Source organism: Amycolatopsis sp. cmx-11-12 (assembly GCF_046269425.1).
Classification (GTDB): domain Bacteria; phylum Actinomycetota; class Actinomycetes; order Mycobacteriales; family Pseudonocardiaceae; genus Amycolatopsis.
On the sequence record NZ_JADNQM010000002.1, the window covers coordinates 358,792 to 374,304 of the forward strand.

Sequence of the window (15,513 nt, forward strand, 5' to 3'; positions counted from 1 at the left end):
CCTCTAGTTGCCTCTCTGCCCCTGGACCAGCTTGTCGCTGATCCGCTGGAACTCTTCGCCGTAGCCCGCCTGATCGGTGCGCGCCAGCCCGGCGACCTCGATCACGGTACCTGTCCCGCCGTCGCGTCCCGGGGTCACCCGGACCCACACCCGGCGCCGTTTGACCAGCAACGATCCCGCCAGCCCGATCAGCATCGCGACCGCGCAGACCAGCACCCAGCCCTGCACCGGGTCGTGCGAGACCTGGATGGCCACCCATTCCTGGACGCCGTCGAAGCGGACCTTCGTGCCGTCGTCCAGCACGGTTTCCTGTCCCTGGTCCAGGTTCTGCCGGGTGAGCTTCTTGAGCCTGCCGTCCTCGACGAGCGACTGGTCGATCTGGAAGATCGACTGCCCGCGGCCCGCGTCGAGGCCGAGGTCGCCGCGGTAGATGTCGATGGCCACCGCCGGCTTGTTCGCCTCGGGCCGCGACGACGTCAGCACGTTGCCGTGCATGAACGCGGTCGGGGCGAGCAGGCCGGTGATCGCGAGCTGCCGGGTGCGGCGTTCGATCGGGTCGGTGATGCCGGGCTGGTCGATCTTCGTCGCGCCTTCGGAGAGCTTCGTCGGCTCGTCGGCGGGACGCCACGGCGTGAGGTTGGTGCGGACGGTGCCGTCCGGGAAGGTCACCGTGAACTTCGGGGAGTAGCCGAAGTTCAGCAGGTAGACGCGGTCGCCCGCGGTGCGCAGCGGCGAGTTGACCTCGAGGCCGTACGGCTTCCACGCGCCGGTCTTCAGGTCTTCGCCGGACTGGTACTCCATGTTGGAGTGGTAGTAGTTCGCCTGCCCGGCCTCGGTGTAGCGCGCCTCGAAGTCCTTCAGGCGGATGCAGAACGGGTTCAGGTCGGTGCCGTCGACGCGGAGACCGGCGTTGAAGGTGTCGTAACCGAGGATCCCGGAGTTGCACCACTGGCTGTCGTCGGCCTGGACGATGACCTGGCCTTCGTAGCCGAAGAGCTTGCCCAGCGCGAAGAAGATGATGAGGCCGAGCATGCCGAAGTGGAAGACGAGGTTGCCGGTCTCGCGGAGATATCCGCGTTCGGCGGAGATGCTCCGGACGCCGTCGGCCTCTTCGCGCTCTACGCGGCGCCATCCCTTGAGCAGCGCGTGAGTGTCCTTCATGACCGCTTCGGGAGTCCGATCGGTCGTGGTGGACAGATGGTGCGGCATCCGCGCGAGCTTGCGTGGCGTGAGCACCGGCTTCGCGCGCATCGCCTTCGCGTAGTCGAGGCTGCGCGGCGCGAGGCAGCCGATCAGCGAGACCATCAGCAGGATGTAGATCGCCGAGAACCAGACGCTGCCGTAGACCTCGAAGAACTGCGTGCGGTCGAGCAGTTCGCCCCACCAGCCGTGCGCGGCGATGTACTCGTCGGTCTTGGCGACGTTGAGGTTCCGCTGCGGCAGCAGGGCGCCGGGCATCGCGGCGAGCGCGAGGAGGAACAGCAGTACCAGCGCTGTGCGCATCGACGTCAGCCCGCGCCAGGTGTTGCGCAGGAAGGCGAGGACCCGCTTCAGCGGCGTCTGGCGGTATTCGGTGGTCACAAGGGCAGCCTGAGGTCGTTCACGAGGGTGTTCCGGATCCAGCCGGTCATGTCGCCCCACAGCCCGGTCACCAGCAGGACGCCGACGACCAGCAGCAGGACGCCGCCGAAGACCTGCACCTGACGGCCGTGGCGGCGCAGCCAGTCCGTCGCGCGGACGGCCCAGCGGGCGCCGAACGCGATGAGGAGGAACGGGACGCCGAGACCGAGGCAGTAGACCAGGATCAGCACGTACCCGCGCACCGCCGCCCCGCCGGTGGCGCTGGCCATGGAGATGACCGCGGACAGCGTCGGCCCGATGCACGGTGTCCAGCCGAGCCCGAACACCGCGCCCAGCACCGGCGCGCCCCACAGTCCGCCGCGCGGCACGTGGTGTGAACGGAACTCGCGCTGCAGTCCCGGGATCCAGCCGAGGAAGACGAGCGCCATGGCGATCGTCAGCACGCCGCCGAGGCGCTGGAGGAGGTCCATGTTGAGCTGGACGGCGTCGGCGATCCACACCAGCGTCCCCAGCGTCACCACGAAGACGACGGTGAACCCGAGCACGAACAGGGCCGCCGCGCCGACGACGGCGTAACGGCCCTTCTTGCGCTCCTCGTCGGGGCTGACCGCGGGGGCGTCCGCGCCGACCAGCGCCGCGAGGTACGCGAGGTACCCCGGCACCAGCGGGACGACGCACGGCGACGCGAAGGAGATCGTCCCGGCCAGCAGCGCGACGCCCGCGGCGAGGAGCAGCGGCCCGGAGAGCGCCAGCTCGGTTACACCGTTCACCCAGCTGAGAGTAGGGAGTGTGGTCGGAGTGAAAACGCCGGGGCTTGCCCAACGGGACCTACGTCGCACCCACTTAGGACGTTGGTCCCGTCTCCCCCTCCCCCGCGTTTCGTCCCCTGGTTGCGGTAGTTAGCTCGCGCAAGGACCGCAACCAGAGGACGAAACGCGGGGGTGCGGGGCTTCCCGGTTCCGGCACCGGGAAGCGGTGGGTCGAGCAGGGCGGGAGAAAGAGTGGGATGTGTCCCCAATGTGGCATTGGAGGCGCTCAGCGCCTCCAATGCCACATTGGGGACACTCGCCACAGCCTGCCGCAAGACCGCTGGCCGCTGCGGAACACGCGTCAACACCGCGTGGGGCGGGGTGGTCGTGCCGGCAACCCCGCGTTTCGTCCTCTACTTGCGGTAGTTGCACCAGCTAACTACCGCAAGTAGAGGACTACTTGAGGGTGTCGGGCGGCGTGAGCGGAATGGTCGGGAAGGCGGGTGCGGCGGGCTCCGGCTTGGGACGGCGGTCCCGGAACACCCAGCCGCCAGCGAGGCCGCCGAGGAAGCCGAAGAGGTGCGCCTGCCAGCTGACCCCCGCGTCCTGCGGGAACAGGTTCGTGAACTGGTAAGCGAAGCACAACGCCATGACCAGGCCGATCACGATGTCGATCTTGTGCCGGTCGAAGATCCCGCGCACGAGCACGTACCCGAAGTAGCCCATCACCAGGCCGCTCGCGCCGACCCCGACCGTGCCGGAGTCGTGCAGGGCCCAGGCGCCGAGGCCGCTCGTCACCGCGATCAAGACCGTGACGCTGAGGAACTTCTTCACTCCGCGATACGCCGCGAGGAACCCGAAGATGAATAGCGGCCCGGAGTTGAACTCGATATGTCCCCAGCTGGCGTGCATGAGCGGTGCGGTGAGCACGGTGGGCAGCGAGCTGATCTCCCGTGCCCGTGTCCCGTATTCGAGGGCCAGCTCGTAGCCGTCGACAGCGTTGTAGATCTGAATCAGCCAGAGGACCACGAGCACGCCGACCATGACCCACAGGGCCTTCTTGGCCTCCGCGATCATGGCCTCGGCGTCACGTTGACCGGATCTGGGCACGTCTGAAGCAGTCGTCATTTCCTTCTCCCCAGTTCAGCGCCGCTCCACGCGGCCGGATGAGGAGGATAACCAGCCGCCGCGTTTCGTCCTCTGGTTGCGGTAGTCAGCTGGCGAAGGACCGCAACCAGAGGACTACTTGCGCGGGGCCCTTCAGCTCAGGCGGGTTCGGCGACCAGGCGTTCGACGACCGGCAGCAGGTCCGAAGCCAGCAGGCTACGCAGGAACACCGCCGCGACGCGGTGCTGTTTGTCCAGCACGATCGTCGACGGGATGATGTTGCGCGGATAGCCCGAGAGCTGGAGCAGCGTCCGCCCGGACGGGTCGTAGATCGACGGGTACGTCAGCTTCCGGTCCCGCATGAAGTCCTGCGGCGGCTTCCGGTCGTTGTCGCGCAGATCGATGCCAACCACCTCGACGCCGGACGCTTTGGTCTGGTCGTAGAGCTTCTGCATCTCCGGCGCCTCGACGCGGCACGGCGGGCACCACTGGCCCCACAGGTTCAGCACGACGACCTTGCCGGGGAAGTCGGCGATCGAAAGCTGCTTGCCTTCGTTCATCAGGTCGTCGCCGGACAGCGTCGGCGACTGCTGGCGATCCGCGACGTCGTAGGTGATGTCGACCTTCCCGCCCGGCGACACGAAGTTGAAGCTGCCGCCGGCGACGACGGCGTCCTTGCCGGTCGTGCAGCCCGTGACGACGAGCAGCAGCACCGCCAGGGACGCCAGCGCGCGCTTCATGCCCCGGTCACCTTCGGGTCGGTCGTTCCGGCGGGCTCGCTGTAGACGACCCGTACGAGTTCCTCGCCCTCGAAGACCAGGCTGGTCAGCGAAGCGAGCGAGCACTGCCGGACGCGCGGGTCGTGCCAGAGCCGCTTCGCCTCCAAGAACCGCCGCACGGTCCAGATCGGCAGCTGGTGCGAGACGCACAGCGCCTCGTGTCCCGCGGCCTCCTGCCGCGCCCGGTAGATCGCGCCGAGCATGCGATGCGCGATCTCGACGTACGGCTCACCCCACGACGGCCGGAACGGGTTGACCAGCTTCGGCCAGTGCTTCGGCTGGCGAAGGGCGCCATCGCCGACGGCGACCCGCTCGCCTTCGAACTGGTTGTCCGCCTCGATGAGCCGATCATCGGTGTCGACGTCGAGCCGGTGCGCGGCGGCGATCGGCGCCGCGGTCTCCTGCGCACGCTGAAGCGGCGAAGCGACGACATGCGTGATGTCGTGTGTCGCGACGGCTTCGGCGACAGTCAGCGCTTGGCGCTGACCACGATCCGACAGTTTGAAGCCGGGCAGACGGCCGTACAGGATCTTGTCCGGGTTGTGCACCTCACCGTGGCGGAGCAGGTGCACGATCGTCGTCTCGCTCACGCCTGGACCGCCTCGGCGGCGGCACGAGCGGCCACGCGCAGCGCGGAGGAGATGATCTCGAACTCGGCGTCGCCCATGGCCGCGTTGACGAACCAAGCCTCGTACGCGCTCGGCGGTCCGTAGACGCCGTTGTCCAGCAGCGCGTGGAAGAACGCCGGGTACCGCCAGGTCTCCGCAGCCTGCGCGCCCGGGTAGTTCGTCACCGGGGTTTCGCTGAAGAACACGCTGACCAGGTTGCCCGCGTACTGCACGGTGTGCGCGACCCCGGCCTCGGTCAGTGACCGGTCGAACAGGTCGCCGAGCCGCTTCGCGTTGGCGTCGAGGGCCGCGTACACGGCGTCGTCGGCCGCGCGCAGCGTCGCGAGCCCGGCCGCGACGGCGACGGGGTTCCCCGACAGCGTCCCCGCCTGGTACACCGGCCCGCCCGGGGCCAGCTTCGCCATCACGTCGGCACGGCCGCCGAAGGCCGCGGCGGGCAGCCCGCCGGACATGACCTTGCCGAAGGTGTAGAGATCACCGGCGACGCCGTCGAGACCGAACCAGCCCGCCTTCGAGACGCGGAACCCAGTCATCACCTCGTCCATGATCAGCAGCGCGCCGTGCTCGTGCGCGATCTCCTTGAGCCCGGCGTTGAAACCCTCGGCCGGGGCGATGGCGCCCATGTTGCCCGCGGCCGCTTCGGTGATGATCGCGGCGATCGAGCCTGGGTTGTCCACAAAGGACTTCCGGACCGCGTCGAGGTCGTTGTAGGGCAGGACGATCGTGTCGGCCGCCTGCGCGCCGGTGACGCCGGGGGACGTCGGGAGGCCGAGCGTCGCGACGCCGGAGCCCGCTTCGGCGAGCAAGGCGTCGACGTGGCCGTGATAGCAGCCCGCGAACTTGATGATCTTCGCCCGGCCGGTGAACCCCCTGGCCAGCCGGATCGCGCTCATCGTCGCCTCGGTGCCGGAATTGACCAGGCGGACCTGCTCCACCGGCTCGACGCGCCCGATGATCTCCTCGGCCAGTTCCACCTCGCCGAGGGTCGGCGTGCCGAACGACAGCCCGTTGACGGCGGCTTCGCGCACGGCGGAGACGACGGCCGGATGCGCGTGCCCGAGGACCATCGGCCCCCACGAGGAGACCAGATCGACGTAGCGGTTGTCGTCGGCGTCCCAGAGATACGGGCCCTCGCCACGCACCATGAACCGCGGGGTCCCACCGACGGAGTTGAAGGCCCGCACCGGGGAGTTCACCCCGCCCGGGACCACGGCTTTCGCTCGTTCGAACCATGCCTTGGACTGATCGACTCCGGTAGTCACGCCCCCAGTCTCGCAAATCCCGGATGACACCCGCCGCCGAGTCCTCGCGGTTCCGGGCGCGGCGTGACCAGCCCCACTAGGGTGGAAGCACTCCTGTCGCAACCCTCGCGGAGGAATCCACGTGTCCACGATGCGGCCGCCGACCCATCACCGCCGCCTGCGCTGGCAGGCGCTGGCCGGGTTCGTCGCCATGGCCGCGATCGTGGGCGGAGTGGCCGCGCTTGCCGTGGCCACGCGCACCGAGACGCACAACGCACTGGCCCGCCCGTCCTGGGCGCCACCGGGCTGGCTCTACGGTCCGGTCTGGTCGGCCCTGCTCCTCCTGGTCGCCGTCGCGGGCTGGTGCTACTGGCGCACCGACGGCGAAACGCGCGGCTTCGCCTTCTACGGCGTCTGCCTCCTGCTGACCCTGCTGTGGACGCCGCTGTTCTTCGCCGGCGGCGCGCACGTCCTGGCACTGGCCGATGTCGTCGTACTGGACTTCGTCGTACCCATCACGATGATGGAATTCGCCCGCCGGTCGAAGCTCGCGGCGTGGCTGCTCGTGCCGTATCTGCTGTGGCTGCTGTTCTCGACAGCGGTCAACGCCGCCGTCGTCTGGCTCAACTGAACTGGGTTTTCTCAGTACTGGGGTTCCTTGGGTTTGCGTCCCTTGGCCCGGACGGCGAGCAGGAACTGGCGGATCGCGTCCACCACCAGGATCGCGGCCAGTACGCCCAGCCCGATGGCACCGGCGAGCGGGCCGCCGAAGTAACGCTGCGATTCGAGGGTCGTCGTTTCGCCGTAGGTGATCAGGACCGGGACGACACCGGCCTGCCAGCACGCGAAAGCACCCCACACCGCGAACGCGGCCAGGATCAGTTCGACGGCTCCCACCAGAGCGCGCAGGGGTTTGTGCAGCCGGGCCGAGGGCCGGGCGTCCTCCGGTGGCCACAGGTCGGCCCCGGTCGGCTGGGGAAGGTCGATCACAGTGAGCAGCTTCTCATGACTCTGTGGTGCGAGCACGCACCAAATCCTCGAGAGCCTCGCGGAGTGCGTCCGGATCCTTGGCCCACGCGCGGACGAAGACGCCGTCGTCGAGCTTCAACCCGACCTCTCCGTGCTTCTTGGGGATCGTCCAGCCGCCACCGAGGACCCGCGAACCGACCGGCGCCTCTTCGTCTTCGATGACCTCGGCGATCCGGGCCGCCTCCAGGGTTTCCCTGCCCTGCCGGTAGCCGTCGGCGGTGACTTCGAGCGAGAGGTACCGGCGGCGGGCGTACACCCACGGCACGGTGATCAGCACCAGCCCCGCCGCGACCAGAATCCACGCCAGCCAGTGGACCGGCCCGCCGGTCGCCAGCTCGGCGAGCAGCCCGGCGAGGGCGAACAGCGGTGCCCACAGCAACGCCGTCCAGCCGACGCCGGGTTCACCGTAGAGAGCCGGCTCGGGCGTCATGGCAGCTCGCGCCCGGCCTTCGGGAAGTAGTCGGCGACGCTGGGCAGGTACATCAGGATCAGCGCGATCACCGCGATCAGCGTGGCGATGACCACGAAAAACGCGCCACCGAGGAGGAAGAGCCCGACGAGCGCCAGGAAGAGCGCGAGCCCGGTCAGCACCGTCCTGGCCGAACGCGTTCCCTCGCGGGCCTTATAGGCGAAAAGGGCGAAGAGCACGGCGAAAGTGATCGCACCGACGAACAGGTTCCTGATCAGCGCGTCGACCCCCTCGACGATCCGGACCGGGTCGACCTTCAGCGCCGGGTCGGCCTGTGCGGCGTTCTGCCTGGAGTACTCGTCGATCACCGACTGCCTGCCGAGCAGCAGGTAGAGGGGCCCGGAGAGCAGAGCGAGACCGGTCGCGATCCACAGCCAGAACGAAATGGCGACAGGCTTCGGCACGACGTGTTTCGGCGCCTCCTGGCCGGGGAGGATCGGATCGGGCGCCCTCCCCCGCTTGCGGCGCTCGTCGTCCGTTTCGTCGGCTTTGCTATCGCTCACGCGAGGCAGCCTAGTCCAGCCAAGCAGCGGCTTCGGCCGCCCAGTAGGTGAGGATCATGTCCGCGCCCGCGCGGCGGATCGACGTCAGCACCTCGAGGATCGTGCGCTCGCGATCGAGCCAGCCGTTCGCCGCGGCGGCCTCGACCATCGCGTACTCGCCCGAGATGTTGTATGCCGCCACGGGAACCGGCGACGCTTCGGCCGCTGCCCTGATGACGTCCAAATAGGACAGTGCGGGCTTGACCATGACCATGTCCGCGCCCTCGGCGATGTCCAGCTCGATCTCGCGCAACGCTTCGCGCACGTTGCCCGGATCCTGCTGGTACGTCTTCCTGTCGCCCTTCAGCTGCGAGTCGACGGCCTCACGGAAGGGGCCGTAGAACGCGCTGGCGAACTTCGCCGAGTAGGCGAGGATCCCGGTGTCGGTGCGGCCAGCGCGGTCGAGCGCACCGCGGATGACGCCGACCTGGCCGTCCATCATCCCGCTGGGGCCGAGCAGATGCGCGCCCGCTTCCGCCTGCGCCAGTCCCATTTCCGCGTACAGGCGAAGGGTCGCGTCGTTGTCGACACCGCCTTCGGCGTCGAGGACGCCGCAGTGGCCGTGGTCGGTGAACTCGTCGAGGCAGGTGTCGGCCATCAGGACCGTCGAGTCGCCGAGTTCGGCCCTCAGGTCGCGCAGGGCGACGTTGAGGATGCCGTTCGGGTCGATGGCGCCGGTGCCCTCGGCGTCACGGGTCTTCGGGATGCCGAACAGCATCAGACCGCCGACACCGGCGTTGACCGCGTCGACAGCGGCTTTGCGCAGCGTGTCGCGGGTGTGCTGGACGACGCCGGGCATGCTGGAGATCGGGCGGGGCGTGTCGATGCCCTCGGCCACGAACATCGGGAGGATCAGCTGACGCGGGCGCAGCTCCGTCTCACCGACCAGCCTGCGCATGGCAGGAGTGGTGCGGAGCCTGCGGGGACGATGCTCAGGAAACACCCTCACGACGGTACTCCGGCCTGCTTGAGAACCGGTCCGCAGGCGCGATGAACGGCCCGTTGGTCCAGTCGGGCGGCGAACCCTAAGGGACAGCAAAGAATCACCTTTGCCCGTTTTGCCGCCGGTGTGACGCGCGTTACCTTCCACCTCATGTCGAGTTCAACGGTGACCGACCAACTGGAAGAACCGCCCGTCGGCTGGCGCGCACGGCTGCGCCACGTCGGGCCAGGGATCATGGCCGCGGCGACCGGGGTCGGCGCGGGCGACCTCGTCGCGACGATGGTGGCCGGATCGCGCTTCGGGTACACGCTGCTGTGGGCGGTACTCGTCGGGACGATCTTCAAACTCGCGCTGGCCGAAGCCGTCGGCCGCTGGCATCTGACGTCGGGCAGGACGATCCTGTCCGGCTGGCGGACGCTGGGGATGTGGGCGCTGATCTACTTCGGGATCTACGCGGTGATCTGGGGATTCGTCTACGGCGCGACCGCGATGTCGGCGTCCGGCTTGCCGCTGAACGCGCTCTTCCCCGCGCTTTCGGTGCGGTACTGGGCGATGATCTGCGGCCTGCTCGGCTTCGCGCTGGTGTGGTTCGGTCGCTACGCGATCATCGAGAAATTGATGACCATCCTGGTCGGCGTGATGTTCGTGACCGTGGTCGGAACCGCGATCCTCGTCATGCCGAACTTCACCGCGCTGTTCGAAGGCGCCGTGCCGACCCTGCCCGATGGCTCGCTCGTCTACGTCCTCGGCCTGGTCGGCGGCGTCGGCGGCACGATCACCATGGCGGCCTACGGCTACTGGACGCTCGCGAAGGGCTGGCGCTCGGCGAAGTGGCTGCCGATGATGCGCACCGACAACGCCGTCGGGTACGTCATGACCGGGATCTTCGTGATCGCGATGCTGATCGTCGGCGCCGAACTGCTGATGGGCCAGAAGATCATCTCGGGCGACAAGGGCCTGCTGTTCCTCGGCGACACTCTCGCCGCGGACTACGGGCAGTGGGCGCGGATCCCGTTCCTCATCGGCTTCTTCGCGGTGTCGTTCACGTCGGTGATCGGCGTCTGGCACGGCGTGAGCCTGCTTTTCGCCGACTGGTGGCGCATCCTGCGGCTGCCCGCGAACACGACGGAAAGCGTTGAGACGTATGAGAAGAAGGCCGGGGAACGCAGTCCCGCGTACCGGGGTTACGTGCTGTGGCTGACTTTTCCGCCGATGGCGTTGCTGTTCCTGGATCAGCCCTTCCAGCTCACCGTGATCTACGGCGTACTGGGCGCGTTGTTCATGCCGTTCCTGGCGGGGACGTTGCTGGTGCTGATGAACACGTCGCGGGTGCCGAGGGAGGGGCGGTCCGGCTGGATTTCGAACGGGCTGTTGGGGATCTGCCTCGCGATGTTCGCCTACCTCGCCTACACGGAGGTCGTGAAGTTCTTCAGCTGAGGTGAGCGACCGTCGCAAGTAGGCAACTACTCGCGACGGGTGCCAAGTACATGAAGGCCCCCTTCCTTGCGCCTGGCGCAAGGAAGGGGGCCTTCATGTACTTGAACGAACTGTCAGGAGCGACGGGCCCGCTTCGCCTTGCGCGGCGGCGGAAGCGCACCTTCGGCGCGGAGCCGGGCGGCGTGCTCGGCGAGTGCGTCGACCAGGTGCGGGACGTCGGCCTTCTCGGGCTGGACGTCGACCCGCAGCCCGAACTCCACGGCGGTCTCCGCGGTCTTCGGGCCGATGCACGCGACCAGCGTGCGGGTGTGCGGCTTGCCGGCGATGCCGACGAGGTTCCGCACGGTCGAGGACGAGGTGAAGCAGACCGCGTCGAAACCGCCGGTCTTGATCATCTCGCGGGTCTCGGCTGGCGGCGGCGCGGCGCGCACCGTGCGGTACGCCGTCACGTCATCGATTTCCCAGCCGCGTTCGCGAAGGCCCGCCGAAAGGGTCTCGGTGGCGATGTCCGCCCGCGGCAGCAGCACGCGGTCGACGGGGTCGAGGACGTCGTCGTACGGCGGGAACTCGGCGAGGAGGCCTTCCGAGGACTGCTCACCTTCCGGGATCAACTCGGGGATGATGCCGAACGAGCGCACCTTCGCGGCGGTCGATTCGCCGACACAGGCGATCTTCACGCCGGAGAAAGCGCGGGCGTCGAGGCCGAACTCCTCGAACTTCTCCCACACCGCGCGGACGGCGTTGGTCGAGGTGAAGACGATCCACTGGTAGCGGCCGTCGACGAGGCCCTTGACCGAGCGTTCCATCTGCGCGGGGCTGCGCGGCGGCTCGACCGAGATGGTCGGGACCTCGTGCGAGGTGGCGCCGTGGCCGCGAAGCCGCTCCGCCATCTCACCGGCCTGCTCCTTGGTGCGCGGCACCAGGACCTTCCAGCCGTACAGCGCGCGAGACTCCCACCAAGACAGCTTCGAGCGCTGACCGACGGCCTGGCCGATGGTCACGATCAGCGGGCCGACGAGCTCGCCCGCTTCGTTCGCGACGGTGGCCAGCGTGGTGTCCAGGGTGCGCTGGGTGTTTATGGTCCCGTTCGACGTAACGGCGACCGGGGTGGTCGACGGCAGCCCGTGCTCGGTCAGCGCGGACGCGGCCTCGGCGAGGTGCGCCGACGTCGCGTGCAGCACGATCGGGCCCGGGGTGGCGGCCAGCGCGGCCCATTCGACGTCACCGCGGACGTCGACCTCGGTGTGCGTGCCGCCGAGCGCGACACCGGCGTACGCCGGGACGGCGGCGCCGGGTGAGACGCCCGGGATGATGTCGAAGACGGCGCTGGTCCGGGAAACGGCCTGCACCTCGGCGACGACGGCGGGCTGGGTCAGCGGGTCACCAGCGATCAGCCGGAGCACCAGCCGTCCCGCCTTGGCCTCGTTCACCAGGTCCTTGGCGACCTCGGTGGCCTCACCGACGGCGGGGCGCACTTCGGCGCCCTCGGCGGTGAAAGCCAGGACGCCCGAAGGGACGTCCGGGTCGGTCACCACGACCTCGGCCTTGGCGAGCAGCTCCTGAGCGCGGACGGTCAGCAGACCGGCGTCACCGGGGCCCGAGCCCACGAAGGCGACACGCCCGGTGGTCTTACGCGCGGGGGTCATCTGTGCGTTCTCCTCTTAGGCGGCCGCAGTCGTTCGCGGCCGTAACTGTCTCTCTCAGCTCACTGGGCGGGGCCGGACAGCGCGCCGGCCCCCAGGTCGAGCAGCTCGGCGGCCAATGTCCGGCCGAGCTGTTCGGCTTCGTGCTTTTCGGCGAGCGCGGAAGCGCGCACCATGTCGACCGCTTCCCCGTCGGCTTCGACGGCGGCGGTGCCCCGCAAGGAGATCCGCTCGACGACCCGGCCATCGGCGTCCAGGTCTTCGACGATCTCCGCCAGCGCTCCGACCGGTGCGCTGCACCCGGCTTCCAGCGCCGCGAGCAACGCCCGCTCGGCGGTCGCCACGGCACGGGTGCCTTCATCGTCCACTGTGGACCCGAGCAGGTGCTCGATGTCCACGTCACCGGCCCGGCACTCCACCGCCAGCGCACCCTGTGCGGGTGCGGGCAGCATCTGGATCGGGTCGAGGGTCTCGGTGATCTCCTCCGCCCGGCCGATCCTGGCCAGTCCGGCACGCGCCAGGACGACGGCGTCGAGCTCTCCGTCGGTCACCTTGCGCATGCGGGTGTCGATATTGCCTCGGATCGGCACGATTTCCAAACCGAGACCGAGCGCGCGCAGTTGCGCGGTGCGCCGCGGCGAGCCGGTGCCGACGGTCGAACCGGGCGGAAGCTCGCCGAGAGTCAGCCCGTCACGGGCGATCAGCGCGTCACGCGGGTCCTCGCGGCGCGGCACGGCGGCGAGCACGATGCCCGGCTCCGGCTTCGTCGGCAGATCCTTGTACGAGTGCACGATGACGTCGACTTCCTCGCGCAGCAAGGCTTCGCGCAGCGCGGAAGTGAACACGCCGACCCCGATCGTCGGGATGGGCGCGGACGACTTGTCACCGGGCGTCGTCACGGTGACGAGCTCGACCTCGGCCCCGGTGGCACGCAGGGCGTCGGCGATGGTGCCGGTCTGCGCGAGGGCGAGTTTGCTGCCGCGCGTCCCGATCCGGATGACTCTGCTCACTGGTCACTGTCTTTCTTCGCGGCGTTGCGCGCGACCGCTATCGCGCCGCCAGGGCGCTCCTGATCTTGGAACTCACTTGTCATTACTCGGCGCCCTGCCGTCGCGATAGCGGAGCCTCCGGCCGAAGCGCGCGCGACGGCTCGTTTCCCGAGGACGGGATCGGGCTGCGCTTCTGGCCGTCACCTTTCGTAGCGGTGGGGCTGGCCACGGCGGCGGGTGCCTGCGGGTCGAGGCAGAACAGCTCGCGCAGCGCGTTGGCGTAATCGGTGTCGGCCGTCTCGGCGGCCAGCTGTTTGACCCGCACCGTCGGCGCGTGCAGCAGCTTGTCGACCACTCGGCGGACCGTGCGGCCGACCTCCTCGCGGACCCCGGCTTCGAGGTCCGGCAGGCGGTTGTCCAGCCGCAGCAGTTCGGCGTCGACGACCTCGGCCGCCCGGCGCCGCAGCGCCGTCACCGTCGGGGTGACCTCGGCGCTGCGCTGACCGGCGAGGTACTCGCGCACCTCGTCGAGCACGATGCCGGTGGCCTTCGCGGTCTGCCGGTCGGTGGTCGGGGTGCCCTTTTCGCGCATGCGGCGCTGGATGGTCTCGAGGTCGACCACGGTGACGTCGGCCAGTCCGGCGACGTCGTGCTCGACGTCACGCGGGAGTCCGAGGTCGCAGACGGCCAGCGGGCGACCGGCGCGGGCCGGGACGTGCTCGGTGGTGAACACCGCGGCGTTCGCGCCGGTGCAGCAGACGACGACGTCCGCTTCGGCGACCGCGGCCGCGATCCCGCTCATCCGCACGGCCTTGGCCGGCACCCCTTGTTCGACGCTCGCGGCGGCGAGGCGGGCGGCCCTGGCCTCGGTGCGGTTGGCGATGGTGATCTCGCCGATCCCGGATTTACGCAGGTGGGACGCGGTCAGCGCGCCCATCGAACCGGCGCCGATGATCAGCGCGTGCTTACCGGTGATGTCCCCGGCAGCGGCCAGCGCCTCGGAGACGACCGACGCGCCCAGCTGATCTAGACCCGTTTCACTGTGAACCCGTTTGCCGACGCGCAGCGTGGTCTGGATCAGCTCGTGCAGCGTGCGGCCGACGGTGCCGGCGTCGCGCGCGGTGGCGTACGAGGACCGGATCTGGCCGAGGATCTGCGTCTCGCCGACGACCATCGAGTCCAGGCCGGAGGTGACCGAGAACAAATGCTCGATCGCGGCGCCGGCGTAGTGCACGTACAGCGAGTCGTAGAGGTCCGCCGGCTGCATCCCGGCCTGGCGGGCGAGTACGTCGGAGACGTCGTTCAGGCCGCCGTGGAAGGTCTCGACGACCGCGTAGACCTCGATGCGGTTGCAGGTCGAGACCAGGATGGCCTCACTGATGTGCTCGGCCTGCTGAAGTTCGTGGAGCACCTTGGTCACCTCGGTCGCGGGGACCGCGACCTGCTCCAGGGTGTTCAGTTCGGCACTGCGGTGCGAAAGCCCGACCGCCAACACGCTCATTTTCAGCGCACCACCATTCCATTGCCGTGGCCGTTCACGCTGCCATTCTCGGCGCTTTTGGAGCCTGCGTCCCCTCCGCCATTGCCGTTGGCGGCCAGATCGGCGCGGCGAGCGACGTGGAACGACAGGATCTGCAGTTCGACGGCGAGATCGACCTTGCGCACCTCGATATGTGCCGGAACCTGCAGCACCACCGGGGCGAAATTCAGGATGCACTGCACGCCACCGGCCACGAGCCGGTCGCAGACCGACTGCGCGGCGGTGGGCGGAGTGGCGATGACGCCGATCGAGATCTGCCGTTCGGCGCAGACCTTGGGGATCTCGTCGAGATGCGAGACCGGGAGACCGCCGACCGGCACGCCGACCAGGTCCGGGTCGAGGTCGAACAGCGCCTCGACCGGGAAACCGCGTCCCGGGAAGCCGCCGTAGTTGGCCAGCGCGTGCCCGAGGTTACCGATCCCGACCACGGCGACCTTGTGCTTGCGGGTCAGGCCGAGGATCCGCTCGATCTGGCTGACCAGCACCTGGACGTCGTAACCGACGCCGCGGGTGCCGTACGAGCCGAGGTAGGACAGGTCCTTGCGCAGTTTCGCGGAGTTGACGCCCGCGGCCTGTGAGAGTTCTTCGCTGGAGATCGTCGTCGCGCCCTGCTCGGCCAGCCCGGAGAGCACGCGGAGGTAGACGGCGAGGCGGGCGACCGCGGCCTCGGGGATCGACTTCGCGCGGACCGCTTCCGGCTCGGCGGTGGTCTCGACGGCGGGCATCTCCGCGGTGGGCGCGTTGTCGGCGTCCGGTGTCACCCGGGTGCGCCGGCCTCGTTGCGACACCACGCTTGTCCGCTCCTCTGGTCCTGCTGACGACATGAATCGCCTGA

The 15,513-nt window shown here is 69.1% G+C and carries 16 protein-coding genes; 2 read left to right on the forward strand and 14 right to left on the reverse strand.

The window, feature by feature from the left end; all coding sequences use genetic code 11:
• Positions 1-3 precede the first annotated feature (3 nt).
• The 6 genes from ACLARN_RS04150 to hemL all read right to left on the reverse strand — a co-directional run bounded on the left by ACLARN_RS04150 (position 4) and on the right by hemL (position 6,107).
• Complete coding sequence (locus tag ACLARN_RS04150; protein WP_409490017.1) at positions 4-1,503, reverse strand: cytochrome c biogenesis protein ResB; 1,500 nt, start codon at positions 1,501-1,503, stop codon at positions 4-6.
• A 74-nt stretch (positions 1,504-1,577) separates the two neighbouring features.
• Positions 1,578-2,351, reverse strand: coding sequence for a cytochrome c biogenesis CcdA family protein (locus ACLARN_RS04155; protein ID WP_409489927.1), 774 nt, complete (start codon positions 2,349-2,351; stop codon positions 1,578-1,580).
• 435 nt (positions 2,352-2,786) lie between these two features.
• Entirely contained in the window at positions 2,787-3,458 is a 672-nt protein-coding gene (locus tag ACLARN_RS04160) for a rhomboid family intramembrane serine protease (protein ID WP_409489928.1), read from the reverse strand.
• A 137-nt stretch (positions 3,459-3,595) separates the two neighbouring features.
• Positions 3,596-4,177 (reverse strand): TlpA family protein disulfide reductase, encoded by a 582-nt coding sequence (locus ACLARN_RS04165; RefSeq protein ID WP_409489929.1) that lies wholly within the window; start codon positions 4,175-4,177, stop codon positions 3,596-3,598.
• A complete protein-coding gene (locus tag ACLARN_RS04170; protein WP_409489930.1) occupies positions 4,174-4,806 on the reverse strand; it encodes a histidine phosphatase family protein in 633 nt (210 codons plus the stop codon). Before ACLARN_RS04170 ends, ACLARN_RS04165 begins: the two co-directional genes overlap by 4 nt.
• A complete protein-coding gene (gene hemL, locus ACLARN_RS04175; protein WP_409489931.1) occupies positions 4,803-6,107 on the reverse strand; it encodes a glutamate-1-semialdehyde 2,1-aminomutase in 1,305 nt (434 codons plus the stop codon). The genes ACLARN_RS04170 and hemL overlap by 4 nt, the downstream gene beginning before the upstream one ends.
• A gap of 121 nt (positions 6,108-6,228) precedes the next feature.
• On the opposite strand from hemL, the gene ACLARN_RS04180 reads away from it, so the two are divergent.
• The gene (locus ACLARN_RS04180) at positions 6,229-6,717 is read left to right on the forward strand and encodes a TspO/MBR family protein (RefSeq protein WP_409489932.1); all 489 of its coding nucleotides are present in this window, start codon (positions 6,229-6,231) and stop codon (positions 6,715-6,717) included.
• 11 nt (positions 6,718-6,728) lie between these two features.
• Here ACLARN_RS04180 and ACLARN_RS04185 read toward each other — a convergent pair whose 3' ends face one another.
• From ACLARN_RS04185 to hemB, 4 genes are read right to left on the reverse strand one after another with little or no spacing between them, the layout of a single operon-like run.
• Positions 6,729-7,112, reverse strand: a complete 384-nt coding sequence (locus tag ACLARN_RS04185; RefSeq protein WP_409489933.1) for a hypothetical protein — start codon at positions 7,110-7,112, stop codon at positions 6,729-6,731.
• Positions 7,090-7,545, reverse strand: coding sequence for a hypothetical protein (locus ACLARN_RS04190; protein WP_409489934.1), 456 nt, complete (start codon positions 7,543-7,545; stop codon positions 7,090-7,092). Before ACLARN_RS04190 ends, ACLARN_RS04185 begins: the two co-directional genes overlap by 23 nt.
• Positions 7,542-8,087, reverse strand: coding sequence for a hypothetical protein (locus tag ACLARN_RS04195; protein WP_409489935.1), 546 nt, complete (start codon positions 8,085-8,087; stop codon positions 7,542-7,544). Before ACLARN_RS04195 ends, ACLARN_RS04190 begins: the two co-directional genes overlap by 4 nt.
• A 10-nt stretch (positions 8,088-8,097) precedes the next feature.
• On the reverse strand, positions 8,098-9,069 hold the full coding sequence (hemB, locus tag ACLARN_RS04200) for a porphobilinogen synthase (protein ID WP_409489936.1): 972 nt from the start codon (positions 9,067-9,069) through the stop codon (positions 8,098-8,100).
• Between the two features lie 150 nt (positions 9,070-9,219).
• On the opposite strand from hemB, the gene ACLARN_RS04205 reads away from it, so the two are divergent.
• Positions 9,220-10,506: an Nramp family divalent metal transporter gene (locus ACLARN_RS04205; RefSeq protein ID WP_409489937.1), complete on the forward strand. Its 1,287-nt coding sequence runs from the start codon at positions 9,220-9,222 to the stop codon at positions 10,504-10,506.
• 113 nt (positions 10,507-10,619) lie between these two features.
• On the opposite strand, the gene ACLARN_RS04210 is transcribed toward ACLARN_RS04205, so the two are convergent.
• From ACLARN_RS04210 to ACLARN_RS04225, 4 genes are all read right to left on the reverse strand, one after another.
• Positions 10,620-12,152: a uroporphyrinogen-III synthase gene (locus ACLARN_RS04210; RefSeq protein WP_409489938.1), complete on the reverse strand. Its 1,533-nt coding sequence runs from the start codon at positions 12,150-12,152 to the stop codon at positions 10,620-10,622.
• Positions 12,153-12,211: 59 nt separating this feature from the next.
• Positions 12,212-13,159 (reverse strand): hydroxymethylbilane synthase, encoded by a 948-nt coding sequence (gene hemC, locus ACLARN_RS04215; RefSeq protein WP_409489939.1) that lies wholly within the window; start codon positions 13,157-13,159, stop codon positions 12,212-12,214.
• A gap of 82 nt (positions 13,160-13,241) precedes the next feature.
• Positions 13,242-14,639, reverse strand: coding sequence for a glutamyl-tRNA reductase (locus ACLARN_RS04220; RefSeq protein ID WP_409489940.1), 1,398 nt, complete (start codon positions 14,637-14,639; stop codon positions 13,242-13,244).
• 2 nt (positions 14,640-14,641) lie between these two features.
• Complete coding sequence (locus ACLARN_RS04225) at positions 14,642-15,469, reverse strand: redox-sensing transcriptional repressor Rex (RefSeq protein WP_409489941.1); 828 nt, start codon at positions 15,467-15,469, stop codon at positions 14,642-14,644.
• Between the last annotated feature and the right edge of the window lie 44 nt (positions 15,470-15,513).